We start from the raw sequence: 20,621 nt of genomic DNA on the forward strand, positions 1-20,621 counted from the left end.
TTAAGAATACGCAATGGTGGACACACCGAGCGCCTCCAAGAGGCTTTTTGCTTTGTGTCCCACTTCGGCAATTTCTTCGTCGACCTGAGACGACCAGGTAATTCCCCCGCCTGTACCGATCCGAACCACACCATCGGCGAAGATCGCCGTGCGAATAGTCATCGCTAATTCCATCGAGAGATCGGGGTGCAGCCAGCCCCACGCCCCCGAATAGATTCCCCGCGGGCCGCTTTCCCACTCGGTCAACAGGCGCACGGCGCGCGATTTGGGTGCACCTGTCATCGACCCCGCCGGGAAACACGCTCTCAGCGCGTCGATTCCGTCGTACCCCTCGTCGAGAACACCGGTAACCGTCGAGACCAACTGGTGCACGGTAGAAAATGTTTCCACCTCGAAAAGGCCTGCGACCCGGACACTATCGACCGCGCAAACCTGCAAAAAATCGTTTCGCATCAGGTCGACAATCATGAGATTTTCGGCCTGTTCTTTTTCGCTCTGCAGAAGCTCGGTCATCAAACGCTGATCATCTTCTTCGCTCTCCCCTCGTGGCCGGGTGCCTTTAATCGGTCGGGTGGTGAGCGTTCGGTCACGATCGAGGTGTAAAAACGTTTCCGGTGAGGCCGACACCATGGAGACTCCCCCGAGGCGCAACAGCGCCTGGTGGGGTGCGGGAGAGACCCGGCGAAGCAGGCTGTGGAGTTGCCAATCCGACAGGTCTGAGTCCACCGTGACCTGCGTGGTCACACAGAGTTGGTAAGCCTCACCGTCCCTGATCGCCTCCCGGGCACTCGCAATCATCCCCCGGTAGGCCGGGGGTGTATCTCGCCAGCGTGCACGACCCGCCGGCTGAGGCACATCGCTGGTGGGTGTTGCACGTGACGCCAGCGCTTTTTCTACGCGCCGCACGTAGTGGTCGAACTCCTCGTGGTCAAAATCCTCTTCGTCATCACCTCGCATCCACGCGGTTGCAACACCGCTCGACCAGTCCACGCTGATGCTCTGGTGCAGGGCGACGACCCGCAGGGGTTCATCCCAGTCTTCTGGTACCCGCCACTCGCCGGGGTGCTGCAGTGTGAGTGCGCTGAGGTCGTAGGGCAGGACCACCATGAGCCCCAGGGGAACACGCTCCTTCCCGAGCTCTAGCGCGTTGGCTACCCAGAGTCTGCGCAGGTCTTCCAGGGCGTCTGGGCCCGAGAGTTCATGCAGTTCACCCCTCCCGAGCACACTGTGGGGTGGTTTGGACGGGCCCGAGACATCCACCCACACCAGGCAGTCGTCGGAGGAGAACACCGCGTGAAAGACCTGCTCCGCTGTGGTCGGTGCAGAAAGTTCTCGCCGAAATGCCCGAATGGCCATAGCCTTTAGCCTATGTCTCGGCACCAGACTTTCCTTTGGTCAAATGCCCAGCTCATCCCCTCGGAAGCCACTCCGGTCGAATCTGTTGTGGTCGCCGACTCGTGGCGCGTAGAAGACGGCAAAGTGGTCGCACTCGATCGACACCTCGAGCGCTTTTTTACCGGAATTGAGCCCCACACCCGACTCCACGAGTCCTCCCGGGAGTTTGTCGATGCGGTACTGGGGCAACTACCCACCGAGGGTTCGTGGTTTCCCCGCATTGACCTCATCGGCACTGGCGACCAGTGGACCTTTCGCTACCAACTTCGCCCTCGGCCAGCCGTCACAGATTGGGCGGTGCTGGCCACAGCGCGGCTCGACCCCAGGAAATACCCCCGAACGAAAGGGCCCGACCTCGAGGCGCTGCTCGCCCTGCGTGGGGAAGCCTCTGAACGCGGCGCCGATGAGGCGATTATTGTCCGAAACGGTTACGTCTGTGAGGGCGCTTACAGCACCGTCATGGCCTGGTCGCCAGACCGGCGAACTCTTTACTCGATGGGACCACAAGAGCCGCGTATCGCGAGTGTCACCGAATCGGTCGTTGCCGATATTGCTCACACCCGCGGTGTCACCGTGGTTCAAGAGCGATTTCGGCCAGACGACTTAGACGGTCTAGAAGTGTGGGTGTTATCCGCCCTGCACGGTATCCGACACGCGGTGTCCTGGCGTGAGGGACCGAGCCTGTTGGCTCCTTCCGGTATTCGAGACGACTACCAGCGAGAGTGGTTACAGCGCGGGGCACCCGCATCTGTGGAGATTTCGGGCGAGAGAAAGTAGGCAATCCGCACCCCCGGGGCAACTGGCCCGACGTCGGCCACAGCGGCGCCCAGTCGCCCGTCACCCGCATGGGCCTGCCAATGGCAGGACATCCGAAGCTTTGGCACCTTTCCAACAGTAGAATCAGAGCCAATGAACGAGGCAATCGATAGCTTCTTGGGCTTTATCCAAGACATAGATCCGGTGCTTCGGACTGTTCTTGCCGGCGTCGCCATCATGTTGGAAACCAGCGTTCTGGTGGGACTTATCGTCCCCGGCGACACGGTCGTTCTGGTCGCATCGACCGGTGTCGATGGCATTTTGGAATACCTGTCACTGGCGGTGGTGATTATCGCCGGAGCGCTGGTGGGCGAATCGATCGGCTTCGCCATTGGTCGCTATTTTGGGCCCAAACTGCGCGGCGGAACACTGGGGGCACGCCTTGGACCCGAGCGTTTGGCGAAGGCGGATCGCTTCGTGGACCGTCGTGGTGGAATTGCGGTGTTTATTTCGCGCTTCCTCCCCGTTTTTCACTCCGTTGTTCCGATGGTCGCCGGAATGTCGACAATGCGCTACCGGCGTTTTATGGCCTGGACGACACCGGCCTGCACGCTTTGGTCGTTTATCTACGTCTCGGTAGGAGCGGGTGCTGCCGAGACATACCGGGAGCTAAAGGACCAGTTTGACTGGGCCGGCTGGGTCTTCATCGGAATTTTCGTGGTCTTCTCGCTTCTTGTCTGGGTGGTCAAACACTTCCTGATGCGCTTCACGAACCGTTCTGCGGGAGAAGACGTCACCGAGATTACCGGTGACTCGGCTGGTTCATCGCGCTAACCCCGCCACTGGGAGCCCCGGCGGCAGGCAGCGAATGGCCCGCAACATCGAGACCCGCAGCATCGAAACCCGCACACCCTCGGGCCCGTGCCCTAAGCCCCGTGTCGTCTGCCCCGTGACGACTGCCGCGTGACGACTGCTCAGGGTGGGCAGGACCAGCGGAGTCGGCAGAAAAAGCTGGGGGGCCTGGTGTCCCAGGCCCCCCAGTTTTTTAGGCTCCCTAGAAGCCGTTTTCTGCCAACCACTCGGCGGCGATATCTGCTGAAGACATCCCGTCTGCTGTTGACTGCAGGTTCATCGCAACCAGGTCACCGGGGCTCATCGCTTCACTGATCGGGTTGATCACTGGCGCGATGGAATCCGCGACATCCTCGGAGGCAATGGGGACCAGGTTCGACGAGAGGAATAGTCCCTCTGGGTCGGCCAGGGTCACCAGATTCTCGGCGGCGATCGCGGGGTTACCGGTGTAAATGTTGGCGACCTGGACCTCTCCCGAGAGCAACGCCTCGAGGGTGACTTCACCGGTGGCACTGAAGTCAGCCTCGACACCGTAGGTCTCTAGCAGACCGTCGGGGCCGTAGGGGCGCTCTTCGAGTTCAGGAGCACCACCCAGGACCAGGGGACTCACTCCCGCGAGGTCGCCGATTTCGACAAGACCGTTGGCCTCGGCGAATTCAGCGGTGACGTTGTAGGAGTCCTGGTCAGTCGCCGGGGACATCGCGAGCGCCTGTAGGTTTTCTGGCAGCGCGCCCTGCAACTGGGAGTAGACCTCATCGGCCTGGGTCGCCGTTGCATCGGGCGAGTAGTACTGCAGCAAGTTGCCGGTGTATTCCGGGAACAACTGCACTTCGCCCGCCTCGAGCGCGGGGAGGTAGGCCTCGCGCTGACCGATTTGGAAGTTTCTCTCCACGGTGTGCCCATCGGCCTCGAGGGCCTGGGCATACACTTCGGCGACGATTTCGTTGGAGTAGTAAGCCTGCGAACCCACCACGATGGTGGACCCTTCCGTGCTACAACCCGCGAGCAGGCCAGCGGTTGCCACCAGCCCACCAATCAGGAGTGTGTTGCGTCGTAATGTCATTGTGTGGTGTGTCTCTCTTCCTTGTTGTTCACTGTGTCACACGGGTGGCAGGCGACAGCCTGCCTGACCGGTCAACGCGTTTTTCGCGCGCCCGGACATCAACACCTCGACCTGTGCTCACCCCGTGCGGGGTGGCCAATCGGGTGAGAACTGCCAGCAGCCCGTCAATGACGAGCGCCAGGGCGATGATGAGCAGCGCTGCTCCCACCATTTGATCTAGCCGGCGAAGCGGGATCCCCTGAATAATGTCGTAGCCCAGCCCGCCCAGGCCGACATACGCGATGAGGGTGACCGTGGCGACCACTTGAAGCGTGGCCCCGCGCACACCACCGATCAGTAGTGGCAACGAAAGCGGTATTTCGACTCGGGTGAGTATCTGCCAGTCGGTCATTCCTTGGGCTTTGGCGGCGTCAATAGTGGCCCGGTTAATTTGATCCACACCCGCATAAGCGCCAGCCAAAAGGGGTGGTATCGCCAGGAGGACCAGTGCGACGGTGGCGGCGGTCGCTCGCTCGGATACGCCAAAGATCAACACCAGGTAGAGCATTAACCCGAAGGTGGGCAGCGCTCTGGCGGCACCCGCAGTCCCCACCGCGAGGACCCGTCCCCGGCCGGTGTGGCCGATGTAGTAGCCCAGGGGCACGGCAATGATCGCGGCGACCAGCACGGCGAGCGCGGTAAAGGTCAGGTGCTCGAGCGTGCGAACGGGGATTGACCCCGCACCGGCCCAGTTTTCCGGGTCGGTCAGCCACAGCATCGCGTCGTTGAAGATGTCCATTAGCTCACCTCCTGGCCGGCTCGAGCCATCGCCAATCGTGCCCACGGCATTCCGAGGCGCCCGGCCAGGACGAGTGCGGCATCAAACAGGGCAGCAACGAACACGGTCATCACAATTCCGGTGAGAATTTCTGCTTCGATACGACGTTGAAATCCGTCGGTGAAGAAATAACCCAGGCTTTGCACCCCCACCAACACTCCAACGGTGACCAGCGACACGGTGCTGACGGCGACGACACGCAATCCCGCAACCAACACAGGGCCCGCGAGGGGAAGCTCGACCTGGAAAAAGCGCTGCCAGGGGCCGTATCCCACGGCGGTGGCCGCGCGAAGAGCAGACGGGTCGATGCTCGCAAACGCATCGGCGGCGTTTCTGGACATGATGGCTACCGCGTAGACGACCAGCGCGATGATCACGTTCAGCGGTGAGAGAAACGGCAGGCCCAGGAGCGGAGGAATGAGGACGAATAGCGCCAGCGAAGGGATGGTGTACAAAATCCCCACCACCGCGAGGATGACTCCGCGCAGAGTCCGAAAGCGATTGGCCAGCCAGCCCACGGGTACTGAGAGGAGGCCGCCCAGCACAATCGGAATCGTCGAGAGCCACACGTGCTCGATTGTCAGGCGCACAATCGCGTCAGTGTTGTCCCACACCCAGCTCACGAGGAGTTCCTAACGCTCGAGGCGTCCCTGAATACGCCCCTCGGTATCCACAACGACATCGGGGTGGCTGTCGCTGCGCTCGAGCCGCCGTGCGGCCGTGGTGTGGCCGACAAATGAGGCCACAAACTCGTCTGCCGGGTTACTGAGGATGTCTTCCGGGGTGCCCTGTTGGGCCACTTCAGCGCCCTCTCGAAGAATTACCATTTGGTCAGCGACAAGGAACGCTTCATCGATGTCGTGGGTGACAAACACCACCGTTTTCGCGAGCCTCGCCTGAATATCGAGCAGTTCTCGCTGGAGGTCGCGTCGGACCACCGGGTCAACGGCACCGAAGGGCTCGTCCATCAGCAAAATGTTGGGATCGACCGCGAGTGCTCTCGCAACACCCACGCGCTGCTGTTGGCCGCCGGAGAGTTGTTGGGGGTAGCGCGTGGCGAGAGTGGAGTCGAGTCCCACGAGGTCCATCAGTTCCCCCGCGCGCTGTCTCGAGTGCTCCTTGGGGGTCCCCACGAGGCGGGAGACCGTTTGAATATTGTCCAGGACGCTCTTATGGGGCAGTAGGCCACCGCTTTGCATGACGTAGCCGACCGAGCGGCGCAAGGTGACGGGGTCTCGCTGGCGCACATCCTCGTCATCAATGAGCACGCTGCCCGAATCCGGTTCGACCATGCGGTTGACCATCCGAAGCAGCGTCGTTTTGCCGCAGCCGCTCGACCCGACGAGAACCGTCAGTGACCCACTGGGGATTGTGAGCGAAAAATCCCGCACGGCGACGTTTCCCCCGGCAAACGTTTTGTGCACGCGTCGATACTCAATCATTGGCGAAACTCTCCGCGTGCTGGGCCGACCGTGGACGTAATCCCTCAGTCAACCAGGGCCACTACCGAGGCGGGCACGAGATTCGCCCTTTTCTGGGAGTCTCTCAGGAACTTGTAATGTCGGCTCAGTTCACCGCGTCGGTCACAATGAGGTGAAATATCCGCCTCGCTTCAGCGATGATCGCCTTGTCACCGCGCTCGACCCGGAGGAATGCTCGGGTCAAGAGCGCATCGAGCGCCTCGACTCCGGTCTCCAGCGCGAGGCGCCCTTTCGAGTCCAGCGGCATGTCGATACTCTCTGAAAATTCCTCGATCATGACCTGGGACAACTCTTGGTTGCCCATCCGCGCTTCACTGACCGGGCGGATGTCGATGGGGTCTCCGGCTCGAATCGAGCGGTAACCCGGTTCGTTTCGAAACAGGTCCTCCATACAGTCGACGACGACGTCCAGTCCGGCGCTCAGTGTGCGGGGCTTGGCGCTTCGAATCGCCTCGCGTAGCGCGTCGAGTGCGCGCTGTTGGTTTCGCCCGGCGAGTGTTTGGAGCATCGCCAGTCGGTCGGGAAAGTAGCGGTAAATGGTGCCGATGGACGCCCCACTAGTGTCCGCAATAGCCGCGGTGGTGAGGGTTTCGTACCCGTTTTGGGCGACGTAGGCGGCCGCTGCGTCCAAGATGTTCGACACGCGTTTTGTGCTGCGCAATTGCACGGGCGCAACCCGGACCGGGCCGTAACCCGCGATGATGTTGTCTTCCGATTTCTTCGTGTTCACCCTCAGTGCTTCCCGTCTTGTGGACGCGTGCTCGGCGTCTCGAGCAGTTAGATAGCTGTGTACCAGCTGGCCTTTTTCTAAATGAGCCCTGAAAAGCTAACCGGCTAGTAGCCAATTAGACCTCTGCGACGACGGCGCTTTTTTAGAACTGCTCTCCACAATAACAAACCCGTAACAGGAATATCGAAACTCGTTGTATTTTCCACAGACATTCCCCACAACAGCTTTCCCAACTACAGTGGGGGCGTGGCCAGACCGGAGGACCGATCGACCAAGCCTCCGCACAACCCTGAGAGCCCGATCCATCGGGCGGCCCGCATCGAAGACTGGTTCCAACGCCGGCGCGTGCGCTCCGGATTGGCACGCGGTCTGGTTCCTCAGGTCATCCCCTTCCGCGGTTACGGCAGCACGTCCTGGATCAGGGTTCTCGCTCGAGTGGTTCTCGCGGCGAAGCCAGACCCTGAAGCCAGTGGTCCCAAAAAAATTCGTGGCTGGCGTTCCTTTACGTCCGCTCCCATTCCTTTCGCCGAAGTCACCCTTCAAGCCGACGGCCAAACCCTCGTCGTCCAGGCCGACCGCGGCGGGGTAATCGACCACACCCTCGAGGTGTCCCTCAGCCCAGGCTGGCACGACGTGTGGATGCGTGTGGGCGACGGCCTTCCCGTACGCGCCCGAGTGTTCATCGTCGCGGATCACCAAGACATCGGCGTGATTTGTGATGTGGATGACACGGTCATGGTCACGGCCTTACCCCGACCTTTTTTGGCCGCCTGGAACTCTTTTGTGCGAGACGAACACGCGAGGCGCCCGGTGCCCGGGATGGCCGTCTTACTGGAGCGCACCGTGCGCCAATACCCGGGCTGCCCCGTGATTTACCTCTCCACGGGCGCCTGGAACGTCCAACCCACCATTAGCCGGTTTCTCAAACGCCACCTCTATCCGATGGGCTCACTGCTCTTGACCGACTGGGGGCCCACCACCGACCGAATCTTTCGAAGCGGTCGCGACCACAAGAAAGAGAGTCTCGAGCGCTTGGCCGCCGATTTTCCCCACGTGCGCTGGATTCTCATTGGTGATGACGGCCAGCACGATGAGGAGCTGTATTCGCGCTTCGCCATGAATCACCCGGACCAGGTTCGAGCCATTGCCATTCGGGAGCTCTTGGCGCCAGAAGCCCTCCTCGCGGGTGGCCGCTCTCACACCAATCGCACCCTGGACCCCGAGGTCACCCCGTGGGTATCCGCGTCAAACGGTGCCGGTTTAGCCGTCGAGCTCGCCCGACTCGGTGTCCTCGAGTGGCCGAGCCACTCCCCCGAGTGATTCGCGTAACCTCAGAACTCGAAGCGCCGCCTGGTCGATCTGCGACTCGCTCATCTCGCCGTCATCGACTGCTGCCACGACCGCCTCGACCATGGTCTCCAGTCGACTCGTCGTCTGCTGGAGGGTAAGGCCCCCGCTGTCAATGACCATGTCGGCGCCTGCCATAAACGCGGCGACGGCATTTTCGGCGGGGTCCACAAAGCGCGAGTCGCCCGAGTCTTCGAGCATCGAGAGATCGTCGGTCACGATGACCCCCCGGTAGCCCCACTGGTCGCGCAGCAGTTGAACCCACGACGCAGACAGTGATGCCGGCTGATCATCGATGTCCTCCATGACCAAATGGCCGAGCATCAACAGCGAAACCTGCTGATCCACGGCCGCCCGAAAAGGCACCGCGTGACCATCGCCCCACTGCTGAAAACTCTCCTCGGCGACACCGAGGGTCCGATGAGTGTCCTCGGCGGTCAACCCGTGGCCGGGAAAGTGCTTGACGGCCACCGCGACCCCGTCAACTGACCCCTGGAGGGCGGCGTGGACCCGGTCGCTCACCTCGTTGGGTTCAGAGCCAAAGGATCGGTCGTGGATGTAGGCATCTTCTCCCGGGCTTAAATCGGCGACCACCCCGAGGTTGAGGTTGGCGCCGACATCGAACACGAGACGATTACGCTCGCGGGTCACCTCTGTGGTGACCTCAACGTCTTCGGCGCCAAGCTCGCTCGCACTGGGGAAATCATCGGGTCGAAGCCGCTGGACCGCACCACCCTCTTGATCGACCGCGATCAGCAGGTCACTCTCGGCCATGGTCCGCAGGGAGTCAACAAAAGGACGCGATTGGTCGATACTGCCGGAAATGTTGTCTCCGAGGAGAAGAAACCCCCCAACCGGGAGAGTATCGAACACCTGTTGGTGGTTCTCCGTTCGATCTCCGGGGACGTGGACCATAAACAGCGAGGCGACTTTTTCTTCCAGGCTCCAGCCCGCAACGATGTCCGCGGCCGGATCGACAGCGCTGACCGGGTCCAGGTCCTCGGCCTCCACGCCGTCTAGATCGGGGAAACTAAAGGCGTCTTCGGTCGGTTGTGGGTCCGAGGCGAGACTCTCGCCGAGTGGACTGTCTCCTCCGGGACTCGCGGTGAGCGCCCCCGTACAACCAGAGAGCAGCAGGGTACTCACCAGGGTGATGACGGAGAGGCGTCGGGGGTGGCGCCATCGACTGGGCGAACGGAGAGAAAGCACTACCCCACGTTAACGCCCCATTCCCCGGGGTCCGGGGACCCCCGCTGGTAGCGTGGCGATATGGTCAACGAGACATTTGTGCAAATTGCGGCCGTCCTCGGGTTGGCCCTCGCCGGTGGTCTCTTGGCCAAACTACTGAGGCAACCGGTCATCGTCGCCTATATCGTCGTCGGGGTGCTGGGTGGGCCCGCGTTTTTGGGTTTGGTCAGCGCAGAAGACGAAATCAAACTTCTCGCAAAATTGGGCATCGCCATTTTGCTGTTCCTCGTCGGCCTCAAACTCGACATCCATCTCATTAGAGCCATTGGTCCGGTGGCCCTCATTACCGGCGCAGGGCAAGTGCTCCTCACCGGATTACTGGGCTATCTGCTCGCGCTGGGCCTGGGCTGGGATTCGTCTTCCGCGGTCTATATCGCGGTGGCCTTGACGTTCTCGTCGACGATCATCGTGGTGAAGCTGTTGGGCGACCGGCGCGAGCTCGATCAGCTCCACGGGCGCATTGCGGTGGGAATCCTGATCGTCCAAGACATTTTGGTCGTCATCGCCATGCTCGCCATCGTCACGCTCGGTCAACCCGGCGAACAGGCTCTTGCGTCAGAGATTGCCTGGACTCTCGGCGGCGGCCTTCTCTTTCTCGCGGGTGTGGCGCTGATGTCTCGCCTGGTGCTGCCACGACTGCTGGAGTGGATGGCCAAAAACCAAGAGTTGACTTTAGTCTTTGGGGTGTCCTGGGCGGTCATGCTCGCGGCGGCGAGCTCATGGCTGGGTTTGAGCATGGAAATTGGCGCTTTTGTCGCCGGTGTGGCCTTAGCCTCGACGCCCTACCGGGAGAGTTTGGGCGCCCGGATGGTGAGCCTGCGCGACATTATGATTTTGTTCTTCTTCATTGAACTGGGCTCCTCGCTCACTCTCGATGGCGCGATTTCCCAGCTTGTGCCGGCACTCATCGTCACGGTGTTCATCCTGATCGGTAAGCCGGTCATCGTCCTGGCCGTCATGCTGGCCCAGGGCTACCGCGCGACCGTGTCGCTCAAAACGGGGCTCACCATTGCCCAAATCAGTGAGTTTTCTCTGATTCTTGTCGCCTTGGGCTATAGCCTCGGGCAGGTAAACGACGACCTCTTGAGCCTGATTACCCTGGTCGCCATATTCACCATCACCATGTCCACCTACTTCATCAGCTACCAGGAGCGCCTGCTGGTATGGCTCTCGCCGCTCACCCGGGTCATTGAGCGGCGCTTTCAGGGCTCCGGGGTGGAACAGAACACGTCCCACCCCTACGACGCGATTGTGATCGGTGCCGGCCGGCTGGGTTCAGACATTGTGCGGGGGTTGCGCGACGAGGGTAGCGAACTGCTCGTGGTCGACCTCGACCCTCGGGCACTCAAAGCCATTGGCGCCTACGGGGTGGACACCCTTTACGGGGATGCCAGCGATCCGGACTTCATCAAAGCACTACCGCTGCACGAGACCCGGACGGTGGTGTGTGCCGCGCCGGATCGCACCACCAATATGGTCGTGCTGGAAGCCCTCCAACGCCTCGAGTTTGGCGGCTCCATTTGCCTCACTGCCCTCGATACGAGGACCGCAGAGACATTCGAGGGCTATCCCCACGTCACCGTGGTGAGACCTTTCCAGATGGCTGCGCACTCGATCATCGACGGGGTGAAAGCGCAGCTGAAAACCCACGACACGAATGGCTAGCAATACCCCCTGGGGTATTGCTAGACTGGGAGCACTATTCGTTTCAGAAAGGGTTAGCCGTGAAGAGATTTTTTGCCACCATCGCCGTGCTGTTGGGCGTCACCGCGAGCTTGGCCGCCTGCTCGAGTGCCGAGCCAGTCGAACTGAGCCAGGACACCGTGATTATTGACGTTCGCACCCCGGCAGAATTCGCCAGCGGACACCTGGAGGGTGCCGTCAACATCGACGTGCAGTCACCCGACTTCGCCGCCCAGGTAATGGAACTCGACCAAGACGGGGACTACTTCATCTACTGCCGATCGGGAAATCGCTCCGGTCAAGCCATCGCCCAGATGAACCAGATGGGCTTTAGCGATATGACCAACGGCGGAAGCGTTGCCGATGCCTCAGAAGCATCCGGCATCGAGGTCGTCACTCCGTAAGGGGGCACCGCAGCTCAACGCAGGAACGTGTGGGGGCCCCGCGACGTGGTCGCGGGGCCCCCACACGTGTCACGGGTCATTGACCGGGAACTAGGCCGGAACCGCTTCCTGGACCATTTCGCGCACCATCGGCATCACCCGTGTTCCGTAGAGTTCGATTGAGTGCATCAGGGTGCTGTGGGACATCGGACCCGTCGAGTATTTAAGGTGGAACCGACTCGCCCCCACTGACGTCAGGGCGCCCGCGATTTTCTTCGCCACCGTCTCTGGAGAACCGACCACCAGGGCACCGTGGTGGACTTCATTGAGGTAGTGCTCTTTAGTCATTGGGCCCCAACCGCGCTCGCGCCCGATTCGACCGAACATCTGCTCATAGTGGGGCCACATTTCCTCGATCGCCTGCTCATCGGTCTGCGCGATGTGGCCCGGTGTGTGAATACCGATCGGCTGCGGGGCGTGGCCCATCTGATCCATGGCGCGCCGGTACAGGTCGGCATACGGAGCGAAACGCTCGTGCGGGCCACCGATAATCGCCAGCATCAGGGGGAAGCCGTAACGCGCCGTGCGCACCACCGATTCGGGGCTTCCGCCGACTCCGACCCAGGCGCGGATTGCTCCCGAATGAGACTTCGGGAAGACGTCTTGATTGGTCAGCGGTGGCCGAATTGTTCCCTCCCAGGTGACGGGAGTCTCCTTGAGTAACTCGGCGAGCAGGTTCAGCTTTTCTTCGAAGAGCACTTCGTAGTCGTGCAACTCGAGGCCAAAGAGGGGAAAGGATTCGGTAAACGAGCCGCGGCCCACAATAATTTCGGCGCGGCCCTCAGAGAGCGCGTCCAGGGTCGCGAAACGCTGGAAGACACGGATGGGGTCATCAGAGCTCAACACCGTCACCCCGGAAGACAACTTGATGCGGGAGGTTTTCGTGGCAATGCCCGCCAACACGGTCTCGGGGGAGGAAATCGCAAAATCATCGCGGTGGTGCTCACCCAGATCAATCGTGTCGATGCCCAACTCGTCGGCCAGTACGGCCTCTTCCACGACATCTCTCAACACCTGGGCGTAGGACGTGGTGCTGCCGTCAGCTCGGGCCGTGACATCACCAAAAGTGCCGATACCTAATTCAATGCTCTGACCCACGACACACCTCTTTCTTTCCGGAAACCTACTCACGCTAACGCGCCAGTGCCCCACAGTATTCCCACACCGGGTCAGTATCGCCTGGGAGGGAGGTGACCGTACGGTCAGGGGGTGTGAGACCCACACCCGAGAGTGCCGTGTTTAGGGCTGCAGTCTCTCTGGACTCCACCCAGACTCGTGCCTGACAAAGCGCACCCGGTCGTGCAGGCGAGAGCGCCTGCCGGCCCAGAATTCAATGGAGCGCGGACGAATGAGGAAGCCACCCCATTTTTCTGGCCGCGGCACATCGTCTACTCCCGCAAAGCTCTCTTCCATCTTCTGAACCTTTTCTTCCAGCGCCGCCCTCGAGTCGATCGGCTGCGACTGGTCGCTCGCCCACGCCCCAATCCTCGAATCCCGGGGGCGAGTGGAAAAATAGGCATCCGAATCTTCTTCGGAGACTTTTTCCGCCACACCGCGGATTTTCACCTGCCGGTGCAGGGAGTACCAGGGAAACACCGCCGCCAGCTGGGGATTCGCCGCCAGTGCGACGCCCTTTTGCGAGGTGTAGTCGGTATAGAAGGCGAAGCCCTCATCACTCACCCCGCGCAACAGCACAGTGCGAATCGTGGGTGTGCCATCCGGGTCGATGGTGGAGACCACCATGGCGTTGGGCTCGTAGATTCCCTCGTCGTCTGCCTCCTGCAACCACACCCGAAATTGGGCAATCGGATCCGACAGGAGCGACCCCTCCTCCAGGGCAATCTCGCCGTAATCGGTGTGCCGCTCCAGCGGGTCGATGTGCTCAGTCATAGGCCACAGCCTAAAAGCGCCCAGATGCAAAGGGGCTGGGGGAAGGACACCATCGTGGACCTGAGGGGACTCGAACCCCTGACCCCCTGCATGCCATGCAGGTGCGCTACCAGCTGCGCCACAGGCCCCGAAGCCCCCAGATTACTACACCAGCTGGTCTCCTGGGCCCACTTATTCGCTGGCGGCTGAAGGCTCCGCGGGAAGGTCGAGTGGGAGTACTGGGCAATCCTTCCAGAGCCGCTCGAGCGCATAAAAGCCGCGCTCTTCGTCGTGGAAAATGTGCACGACGAGGCCCCCAAAATCCAACAAAATCCAGCGCCCGTCAGCCTTGCCCTCACGCCGTAACAGCTTGACTCCGTCGCTCAGGAGCTCCTCTTCAATTCCGTCGGCAATGGCCCGCGTGTTCCTCTCGCTGCGCCCACTGACGATGAGAAACGTGTCACTGAGCGCGAGTCGGGTTGAGACGTCGAGAGCAACGGGATCTACGGCGCCCTTTGCCCAGGCCGCCGAGGCGGCCAACTGGAGGGGAGACTCCTGCGCCTTCGCCACTAGAAAGGCGACTCGACAATGTCGGTGAGCAACGCCAGAGCGAGAAGACCCAACGCGGTGACGCCCAAAATGGCGGCCGAAGAACCCAGAACAATCGATGCCGCGCCCCAGCGCGGCCGTCTAATCATCGGTTGATCCACCTGGATAGTTCTCGACGACACGGCGTCGGTTGCACGAATCGGCGTCGTAAAACTACTGCCATCGGCTTGGTCATAGGGGCTGTGGTCCTCTTCCATTTCGAGGGTGCCCGTGAGGGCCTGCTCCGACACGTGACGCGGCAGTGGCATGTTGCCGGTGACCAAGACCTCACCCGTATCGCCCATCGGGCCTGAGACGTCCATCGTCGGTGCCACGGGAAGAATCAGCGCGTGCGTGGCGTCGACGCCCACGCCCACTGTGCGGGCCGCCGCTGTGTGAGTGTCTTCCTGAACAATGCCCGGACCAAATACGGGTGGAAGCGGCTTCGCCTCAACCGATGGTGGTTGGCCGACCCTGTCGTGTTCACTCGCCTCTAACGAGACACCCGGCGTGGGGCCCGTGGTGAACGAGGCGCTCCCGTCGCCCGCGCGCGTTGGCGAAGTGGGTTCGGGCAGTACCGGAATCTTGCCCGTTTCGGGCACCGGCTCACCCCGCAGTTCCATTTCGCGCCGCTCGCGTCGGGTGAGTAGTCGCTCAGGGGGCGTGCGCGAGTCAGGCTCTGCACCGCGCGCAGGACCTGAAGGGGGCATGGCGGGTGCAGGTGGCGTGGTGGGGGGCGTCGGGGATGACGCCCCTGCCGGTGGAGAACCTGGCGCTACAGCAGGGTAATTGTCAACACCGTAGTCCCTCATCGGAGGGGTCGAGAAGGGGGCCTCGACTGCGGTCGGCTCTGGCACGGCGGGCGCTGGCACGGCGGGCGCTGGTGCAGCAGGAGCTGGCGGGGTGGGAGCTGGGGCTGCTGGTTCTGGCGGTCCCGGCTCTGGCGTCAGCGGGATGGAGCCCGTCGCGAGCGCTGTTTCTCTCTCGCGGCGCTGCCGGCGAGTGAGCGGCGGAGTCTGGGCCGGTGGCTCCGGAGGAGAAGGAGGGGCACTGCCGGCAGTGGGCACCGCACTCGCCGGGGGCGAAGTCTCAGTTAAGGGTTCGGCGGGGCGTGCATCTTCGGTGACATCGGGAAGGTCTATTGCTCCGGTCAGCCACCCCTGCTGTTCCCGCAGCGCACGCCGGGAAGGCAGCGGATTGCCCTCAGGGGGTGTCATACGTCACTCCGATACAAACCATGCTTGCCGATGTATTGAACCACGCCGTCTGGCACCAGGTACCACGGCGGCCTGGCTTCGTGCACCCTCTTTCGGCAATCCGTCGAGGAAATAGCCAACGCGGGAACCTCTAATACGCTCACCACTCCACCAGGAATACCCTCCACGCTCAACTCGTGTCCGGGCCTGGTGACGGCGACAAAGTGAGCCAACTCCCACAGCACGGGGGCGTCTCGCCAACTGAGGACCTGCGTGATTGCATCCGCACCGGTGATGAAGAACAACTCAGCATCCGGATATCGTGCCCGCATATCCCGAAGAGTGTCGATTGTGTAGGTCGGCCCCGGCCGATCGATGTCGACCCGGCTCACCTGGAACCGGGGGTTTGACGCGGTCGCAATCACCGCCATCAGGTAGCGGTGCTCGCTCGGCGTCACATCGGACTTGTCCGCGGGTCGACCGGTGGGGACAAAAATGACCTCGTCGAGGTTCATACTCATTTGAACCTCGCTGGCAGCGACCAAGTGACCGTGGTGAATGGGGTCAAACGTGCCACCCATAATCCCGATACGGGGTGGTCGAGGAGTGGCCATGGGGTCCTAGTGCTGGCCGCCGTGGGGTGAACCGCCCTTGGCTCGGTGCCGATTGGCCACATTGCGGTAACTGTAGGTCACAAAAGCAAGCGCGATAAAGGCGACAAGGAACCCCAGACCGTACACAATGGCCGGAACCGGCAGTTCGTTGACCACTTCAGCGGCAAGCACGACAGCGCCCGTGGCGTGTTCCATTCGTACACCCTCCCTTAACTCGTAGTACTAACTTATCGTGTCATCTCCCCGCGGGCATGACTCTCAGCCGCGAGTGTGACCCAATCCCCGCACGATCCATTTGGTGCTGGTGAGCTCCGGCAACCCCATGGGGCCCCGGGCGTGGAGTTTTTGGGTCGAAATGCCCACCTCCGCGCCGAAACCAAACTCGCCACCATCGGTAAACCGGGTCGACGTGTTCACCATCACCACAGCAGAATCTACTTCGCGCAGAAACTGTTCGGCCCGGGTCACACTCTCGGTCAGGATCGATTCGGTGTGCCCGGTGGAGTAGGTCCGAATGTGACCAATCGCCTCGTCAACGTCGTCGACCACTTTCATTGCCAGGTCGAGTGAGAGGTACTCCCTCGACCAATCCTCGGTGCTCGCAGGCTCCACGGCGGCGAGCGCTTGGGTGGCCTCGCAACCGTGAACTCTTACCCCCTGCGCGCTCAACGCGTCGACTAGGGGCGGAATCAGGCCTGCGGCCTCATCGCGGTGGATGAGTACCGTCTCCACCGCGTTACACACGCTCGGGCGTTGAACCTTGGCGTTGAGGACAATGTCGATGGCCTGCTGGTGGTCAGCCGAATGGTCGACATAAATGTGCACGTTGCCTTCACCGGTTTCGATCACCGGCACCTGGGATTCGCTCACCACCGACTGGATCAGGGCCGCCGATCCGCGGGGAATCAGAACGTCGATCAGACCCCTTGCCCGCATCAACCAGGTGGCACCCTCTCGGCCAAACTCATCGATGGTGCTGATCGCCTCCCGGGGGAGCCCGCAGTCCGCTAAGGCCCCAGAGATGATGTCGACGAGAACTCGATTGGATTCTTCCGCGAGACTGCCGCCGCGGAGTACCGCGGCGTTTCCGCTTTTAATACACAGTGCCGCGATGTCGACCGTGACGTTCGGGCGGGCTTCGTAGATGGCTCCGATGACACCGAAGGGCACCCGCACCTGCTGAACGCGCAACCCGTTGGGCAGTTGGTGGCCGCGTTGGACCTGACCGATCGGGTCAGCAAGCCCGCGGATGTCTTCCACCGCGAGGGCAAGCCCCTCAATGCGCTCCGGAGTTAATCGCAGTCGATCGAGCAGGCCACTGGCGACACCGGCGGCGACACCCTTCTGCTCATCGAGGGCATTGGCTGCGACGATATCGTCCGAGCGCTCGCGCAAGGACTCGGCGAGCCTGGTGAGCACCTCGTCTTTCACCGCAGAGGACTGCGTGCGCAGGCTTTGTGACGCCTCACGGGTTTCCTCCAGCAGGCGCACAAAGTCTGGATTCATCTCAGGATTGTCTCTCATCGCTCCCCCGATTCCGCTGTGGCCCTAGTGTACGTCGGCGATAAACCAGGTGCCGGGGCCCTGACCGGCCAGTGCATCGGCGACCAACCAGGTTCCGGTCACCAGCGTGGGAATACCCGATGCGGTGGCCAGTCGGGCGGCACTCACCTTCGTCACCGCACCACCGGTTCCCACCGTGTTCACCACGGCGCTTTCGAGAACCAACCAGGAGAGGTCGTCATCGGCCTCGACGACCTCCACCGGGCGTGAACCCGGCTGGGCGGGAGGGGCGGTGTAAATCGCTTCCACATCGCTCAGCAGAATCAGAGCATCCGCACCGACCAGTTCGGCGACCTGCGCGGCGAGGCGATCGTTATCACCAAAGCGGATTTCTTGGGTCGCGACCGTGTCGTTCTCGTTGACAATAGGAATTACCCCCAACCCCAACATCCGCTCGATGGTGCGCTTGGCGTTGGAGCGGTGGGGTTCGTTTTCCACATCACCCACGGTGAGTAATACTTGGCCACTGGTGATGCGGAAGCGATCAAAGGTGTCCTGGTAGCGGCGCATCAGAAGGTTTTGGCCCACCGCGGCCGCCGCCTGTTGGGTGGCCAAATCGAGCGGCCGGTCCCCCAGATCGAGCTGGGGCATCCCGCTCGCAATGGCTCCGGAGGAGACCAACACGATTTCTTGACCGGTCGCTTGGGCGGCCGCGAGAGCAGTGGCGAGACCATCGAGCTGGTCGGCCTGCTCGCCGGTAATCGACGACGAGCCCACTTTGACCACTAAGCGCTGCGCGCGGGGAATGTCACTCTTGTGTCGAATCATCGCTCCACATTCCCGCCTCACGCTCCCGGGCGAGCTCCTCTCTGGCCGCCGCCTTCTCATCCATTCGCTCGTAATATTCTTCCCGACGCTCGGTGGTGCTGCGGCGCCTCGGGCCAAAGAGGCGTTCGTCGGTACCCCGCGGGGCGGTCGCGGTATAGCCTGCGGCGGCGATTGTGGGTTCCCAGTCGAAGACCATGGCACTGTGAGGCCCGATTGCCACCGCGTCACCCGGAGTGGCCCCCGCCTCGTAGAGTGCCTCGTCGATGCGCAGGGCATTGAGCCGGTCCGAGAGGTACCCGACGGCCTCATCGTTATCAAAATCGGTCTGTTGGACGAAGCGTTCGGGCTTTTCCCCCACAATCCGGTACAGCGTGCCGTCCGAGCGCCCCTCACGAATGATCTCGAAGGGTCGCTCGTCGACCGCGTGGGGCCGGCGAACCGTGCGCGGGCGCTCGACGTCGAGCTCCCGCGTCGCCGCGCGCGATTCGGCGACCAGTTGTGCCATCGCGAAACCCCATTCGCGCAGGCCCTCGCGGCTAGTGGCACTCACCGCAAAGACGCGGTAACCGCGAGACTCGAATTCGGGAGCGACCCACTGGACCATTTCTTTGGCGTCCGGCACATCAATTTTGTTGAGCACAACCATCGCCGGCCGTTCGGCGAGAGGGACCTGCTCGCCGGGCACCTGATAGGCCGCCAATTCCTGGACAATCGCGTCGAAATCGCTCAGCGGGTCGCGGCCGGGCTCCAGGGTGGCCATATCGATCACGTGCACCACCACGTGGCAGCGCTCAATGTGGCGCAGAAACTCGAGACCTAAGCCTTTTCCTTCGCTGGCGCCCTCGATCAGACCGGGAACATCGGCAATGGTGTAGCGCGTCTCACCGGATTCCACCACTCCGAGGTTCGGCTGCAATGTGGTGAAGGGATAGTCGGCAATCTTGGGCCTCGCCTGAGACATGGCCGCAATGAGGCTCGATTTTCCGGCGCTGGGATAGCCGACCAGCGCCACATCGGCGAGCGTTTTCAGCTCCAACACCACGTCGCGCTGGGTCCCCTCGGTGCCGAGCAGTGCAAAGCCGGGGGCTTTTCGCGCAGGACTTGCCAGCGCTAAGTTACCCAATCCCCCGCGGCCGCCCTCGGCCACCACACACTGTTCACCCGGCTCTCGCAGGTCAGCGATCAACTCGCCCTCGGCACTCGAGACGACGGTGCCCAGCGGCACCGCCAAATACACGTTGTCTGCGCTCGCACCCTGGCGAGAATCACCCATGCCCGGACTGCCCGACTCGCTGGAGCGATGGGGCCTGCGGTGATAATCGAGCAGAGTGGTCACTTGGGGGTCGGCGAAGAGGACAATATCGCCGCCGTGGCCGCCTTTACCGCCGTCGGGGCCGCCCAACGGTTTGAACTTCTCCCGGCGCACGGAGACGCAACCGCGACCCCCGCGCCCCGCGCTGAGGTGCAACACGACACGGTCGATAAATTCGCTCACCATCGAGAAACCCCCTCGGGGTGAGACGCGTGTGCGCCGGCTTCGCGGCGCCGCAAGACCCGACTAGGCGAGGATGTGAACGACGCGACGGCCACCCTTGTGGCCAAACTCCACGACACCCGCCGACAGGGCAAACAGTGTGTCGTCGTTACCGCGGCCCACGTTGGAGCCGGGGTGAAAGTGGGTGCCACGCTGACGGACAATAATCTCACCGGCTTTCACCACCTGTCCACCAAAACGCTTCACACCGAGATACTGGGGATTGGAGTCACGACCGTTACGAGTCGAGGACGCTCCCTTTTTGTGTGCCATAGCTAATCCTTCCCCAGGGCCCTACTGGGCTGAAATGTCGGTTACCTTCAAGCGCGTGAGCTCCGCACGGAAGCCCTGACGCTTGTGGTAGCGCGTTTTGTTCTTGAACTTGTGAATGGTGATTTTGGGTCCGCGCAGGTCGTTGAGGACCTCGGCGGTGACGTTGACTTTCGCGAGGGCTTTCGGGTCGTGGGTGACCTTCTCGCCGTCGACCAGCAGCAGCGCCTCGAGCGATACTGAGTTTTTCGCATCGGCGGCAATGCGGTCGACGGTAATGACCGATCCGACCTCTACTTTTTCTTGACGCCCACCGGCGCGCACTACTGCATAGACCACGAGTTATCCCACCTTGCTTGAGCGAATAGGCTCTAAACGCCACATCAGACAGTGCCGTCTGAGCC

23 protein-coding genes and 1 tRNA gene are annotated in these 20,621 nt (G+C 62.0%); 5 read left to right on the forward strand and 19 right to left on the reverse strand.

Going from position 1 to position 20,621, the window contains the following annotated elements; genetic code table 11:
• Window positions 1–1,356 carry an anthranilate synthase component I family protein gene (locus tag RI518_RS00300; protein ID WP_310689094.1) on the reverse strand — a complete coding sequence of 452 codons (1,356 nt, stop codon included), beginning with the start codon at window positions 1,354–1,356 and terminating at the stop codon, window positions 1–3.
• A 12-nt stretch (window positions 1,357–1,368) separates the two neighbouring features.
• Between RI518_RS00300 and RI518_RS00305 the strand changes: the two genes are divergently transcribed.
• Together RI518_RS00305 and RI518_RS00310 are read left to right on the forward strand one after the other, a co-directional pair.
• Entirely contained in the window at window positions 1,369–2,172 is an 804-nt protein-coding gene (locus tag RI518_RS00305; RefSeq protein ID WP_310671205.1) for an aminotransferase class IV, read from the forward strand.
• A 132-nt stretch (window positions 2,173–2,304) separates the two neighbouring features.
• Window positions 2,305–2,985: a DedA family protein gene (locus tag RI518_RS00310; RefSeq protein ID WP_310671204.1), complete on the forward strand. Its 681-nt coding sequence runs from the start codon at window positions 2,305–2,307 to the stop codon at window positions 2,983–2,985.
• Between the two features lie 220 nt (window positions 2,986–3,205).
• Here RI518_RS00310 and RI518_RS00315 read toward each other — a convergent pair whose 3' ends face one another.
• The 5 genes from RI518_RS00315 to RI518_RS00335 form a co-directional block, all read right to left on the reverse strand.
• A complete protein-coding gene (locus tag RI518_RS00315; RefSeq protein ID WP_310689095.1) occupies window positions 3,206–4,066 on the reverse strand; it encodes an ABC transporter substrate-binding protein in 861 nt (286 codons plus the stop codon).
• Between the two features lie 28 nt (window positions 4,067–4,094).
• On the reverse strand, window positions 4,095–4,844 hold the full coding sequence (locus tag RI518_RS00320) for an ABC transporter permease (RefSeq protein WP_310671202.1): 750 nt from the start codon (window positions 4,842–4,844) through the stop codon (window positions 4,095–4,097).
• Entirely contained in the window at window positions 4,844–5,506 is a 663-nt protein-coding gene (locus RI518_RS00325; protein ID WP_310671201.1) for an ABC transporter permease, read from the reverse strand. Before RI518_RS00325 ends, RI518_RS00320 begins: the two co-directional genes overlap by 1 nt.
• Before the next feature lie 9 nt (window positions 5,507–5,515).
• Window positions 5,516–6,325, reverse strand: coding sequence for an ATP-binding cassette domain-containing protein (locus RI518_RS00330; RefSeq protein WP_310671200.1), 810 nt, complete (start codon window positions 6,323–6,325; stop codon window positions 5,516–5,518).
• A 124-nt stretch (window positions 6,326–6,449) separates the two neighbouring features.
• On the reverse strand, window positions 6,450–7,094 hold the full coding sequence (locus RI518_RS00335) for a TetR/AcrR family transcriptional regulator (RefSeq protein WP_310671198.1): 645 nt from the start codon (window positions 7,092–7,094) through the stop codon (window positions 6,450–6,452).
• Window positions 7,095–7,340: 246 nt separating this feature from the next.
• Here RI518_RS00335 and RI518_RS00340 point away from each other — a divergent pair, with 246 nt between their 5' ends.
• A complete protein-coding gene (locus RI518_RS00340; RefSeq protein ID WP_310689096.1) occupies window positions 7,341–8,414 on the forward strand; it encodes a phosphatase domain-containing protein in 1,074 nt (357 codons plus the stop codon).
• Here the strand turns inward: RI518_RS00340 and RI518_RS00345 are convergent.
• The gene (locus tag RI518_RS00345; RefSeq protein ID WP_310689097.1) at window positions 8,355–9,650 is read right to left on the reverse strand and encodes a glycoside hydrolase family 3 N-terminal domain-containing protein; all 1,296 of its coding nucleotides are present in this window, start codon (window positions 9,648–9,650) and stop codon (window positions 8,355–8,357) included. The genes RI518_RS00340 and RI518_RS00345 overlap by 60 nt on opposite strands.
• A gap of 60 nt (window positions 9,651–9,710) precedes the next feature.
• Here RI518_RS00345 and RI518_RS00350 point away from each other — a divergent pair, with 60 nt between their 5' ends.
• Window positions 9,711–11,354 carry a cation:proton antiporter gene (locus RI518_RS00350; RefSeq protein ID WP_310689098.1) on the forward strand — a complete coding sequence of 548 codons (1,644 nt, stop codon included), beginning with the start codon at window positions 9,711–9,713 and terminating at the stop codon, window positions 11,352–11,354.
• A gap of 59 nt (window positions 11,355–11,413) precedes the next feature.
• Window positions 11,414–11,776, forward strand: a complete 363-nt coding sequence (locus RI518_RS00355; RefSeq protein ID WP_310671194.1) for a rhodanese-like domain-containing protein — start codon at window positions 11,414–11,416, stop codon at window positions 11,774–11,776.
• Window positions 11,777–11,866: 90 nt separating this feature from the next.
• On the opposite strand, the gene RI518_RS00360 is transcribed toward RI518_RS00355, so the two are convergent.
• The 12 genes from RI518_RS00360 to rplU all read right to left on the reverse strand — a co-directional run bounded on the left by RI518_RS00360 (window position 11,867) and on the right by rplU (window position 20,556).
• Window positions 11,867–12,913, reverse strand: coding sequence for an LLM class flavin-dependent oxidoreductase (locus tag RI518_RS00360; protein ID WP_310671193.1), 1,047 nt, complete (start codon window positions 12,911–12,913; stop codon window positions 11,867–11,869).
• A gap of 141 nt (window positions 12,914–13,054) precedes the next feature.
• Complete coding sequence (pdxH, locus tag RI518_RS00365) at window positions 13,055–13,705, reverse strand: pyridoxamine 5'-phosphate oxidase (RefSeq protein ID WP_310689099.1); 651 nt, start codon at window positions 13,703–13,705, stop codon at window positions 13,055–13,057.
• Between the two features lie 55 nt (window positions 13,706–13,760).
• Window positions 13,761–13,833, reverse strand: a tRNA-Ala gene (locus RI518_RS00370).
• Window positions 13,834–13,876: 43 nt separating this feature from the next.
• A complete protein-coding gene (gene rsfS, locus RI518_RS00375) occupies window positions 13,877–14,254 on the reverse strand; it encodes a ribosome silencing factor (RefSeq protein WP_310671191.1) in 378 nt (125 codons plus the stop codon).
• The gene (locus tag RI518_RS00380; protein ID WP_310689100.1) at window positions 14,254–14,895 is read right to left on the reverse strand and encodes a hypothetical protein; all 642 of its coding nucleotides are present in this window, start codon (window positions 14,893–14,895) and stop codon (window positions 14,254–14,256) included. Before RI518_RS00380 ends, rsfS begins: the two co-directional genes overlap by 1 nt.
• 590 nt (window positions 14,896–15,485) lie before the next feature.
• Complete coding sequence (nadD, locus tag RI518_RS00385) at window positions 15,486–16,082, reverse strand: nicotinate-nucleotide adenylyltransferase (protein ID WP_310671189.1); 597 nt, start codon at window positions 16,080–16,082, stop codon at window positions 15,486–15,488.
• A gap of 6 nt (window positions 16,083–16,088) precedes the next feature.
• Window positions 16,089–16,277, reverse strand: coding sequence for a hypothetical protein (locus RI518_RS00390; RefSeq protein WP_310671188.1), 189 nt, complete (start codon window positions 16,275–16,277; stop codon window positions 16,089–16,091).
• A gap of 63 nt (window positions 16,278–16,340) precedes the next feature.
• Window positions 16,341–17,606, reverse strand: coding sequence for a glutamate-5-semialdehyde dehydrogenase (locus RI518_RS00395; RefSeq protein WP_310689101.1), 1,266 nt, complete (start codon window positions 17,604–17,606; stop codon window positions 16,341–16,343).
• A 24-nt stretch (window positions 17,607–17,630) separates the two neighbouring features.
• The gene (proB, locus tag RI518_RS00400; RefSeq protein WP_310671186.1) at window positions 17,631–18,413 is read right to left on the reverse strand and encodes a glutamate 5-kinase; all 783 of its coding nucleotides are present in this window, start codon (window positions 18,411–18,413) and stop codon (window positions 17,631–17,633) included.
• On the reverse strand, window positions 18,394–19,908 hold the full coding sequence (gene obgE, locus RI518_RS00405; protein WP_397428151.1) for a GTPase ObgE: 1,515 nt from the start codon (window positions 19,906–19,908) through the stop codon (window positions 18,394–18,396). The genes proB and obgE overlap by 20 nt, the downstream gene beginning before the upstream one ends.
• A gap of 63 nt (window positions 19,909–19,971) precedes the next feature.
• Window positions 19,972–20,220, reverse strand: a complete 249-nt coding sequence (gene rpmA, locus RI518_RS00410; protein WP_310671183.1) for a 50S ribosomal protein L27 — start codon at window positions 20,218–20,220, stop codon at window positions 19,972–19,974.
• A 21-nt stretch (window positions 20,221–20,241) separates the two neighbouring features.
• Window positions 20,242–20,556 (reverse strand): 50S ribosomal protein L21, encoded by a 315-nt coding sequence (gene rplU, locus RI518_RS00415; RefSeq protein WP_310671182.1) that lies wholly within the window; start codon window positions 20,554–20,556, stop codon window positions 20,242–20,244.
• Window positions 20,557–20,621: the final 65 nt, after the last annotated feature.

The organism is Pontimonas sp., from assembly GCF_031581085.1.
In the GTDB taxonomy this organism is placed as follows: Bacteria; Actinomycetota; Actinomycetes; order Actinomycetales; family Microbacteriaceae; genus Pontimonas.